This window comes from Pararcticibacter amylolyticus, assembly GCF_003130405.1.
GTDB classification, from domain to species: domain Bacteria; phylum Bacteroidota; class Bacteroidia; order Sphingobacteriales; family Sphingobacteriaceae; genus Arcticibacter; species Arcticibacter amylolyticus.
Window position 1 is genome coordinate 46,939 of the sequence record NZ_QEAS01000021.1, and the last position, 946, is coordinate 47,884.

The window sequence follows — 946 nt, forward strand, 5'->3', positions numbered from 1 at the left end:
GCATAAAAGCCAGCAAAAATCCCCCTATACTCTTCAGACTAACCAGGATCACAATAACTCCTACAGCCAGCATGATCGACTTCGCCGAAATCTTATTTGCCACCCGGGCGGCGATCGGCGACGCCACAGCACTCCCCAGCACCAGCCCGCCAATCGCTTCCCAATGCAAGCCCTTCAGTACAGTCACAAAAGTCAGCGAACTCATAAAAGCCACAAAAAAGCGCGAAAGCTTCACTGCCCCCAGCGAAAAACGGGCGTGCCGGCCGCCTGCAATCAGAGAAGACAGCACAATAGAACCCCATCCTCCGCCGCCAACAGCATCTACAAAACCACCAAACAGTCCAAGCCCCCTGATATTCGTAATCTTTTTAGAATTCGTAGTTTTCCTTGCAGCAATATTCAAAGCCTTCCTCAGGATCACACACCCAAGGATCAGGGTGTATAATGACACAACAGGTTTAGTATACCGGCTGTAATGTTCCAGCGAAGAAAGAAGGTAAGCACCAGTCATAGAACCAATGATTCCCGGGATCACCAGCATTTTGAAAAGTTTCATATTCACATTACCCATCCGGTAATGCATCACCCCCGCGATTCCGTTACTCAGGATCTCCGAGAGATGAACAGCCGTACTCGCCGACGCCGGCGGAATTCCCATAGAAAGACTAAAAGTTGTAGACGTCACGCCATACGACATTCCTATTGCCCCGTCAATCATCGCAAAAACGAACCCCGCAGCCAGGAAATAATAAAACGTTTGGGGAATCTCCTCAAACCTCGACCTGAAAGATGGCACATAACTCCAAAGCAGCACAAACGCAATCCCGATGATCAGAAAAGAAATAGCCCAGAACAGCCATTTCTGCCTCTTCACCACTTTCGCCGGCTCCTCCGCCGGAATAACCGCCTCTTCGGCTCCCCCTTCGTTCATTGATTATTTTCCTTT

Annotated in this window: 1 protein-coding gene; it reads right to left on the bottom strand. The window is 49.6% G+C overall.

The genetic code is table 11. The features are described from left to right. Positions 1-931, bottom strand: a 931-nt coding sequence (locus tag DDR33_RS20895) for a sulfite exporter TauE/SafE family protein (protein ID WP_146198822.1), incomplete at its 3' end; no start/stop codon positions are given. Positions 932-946 lie beyond the last annotated feature (15 nt).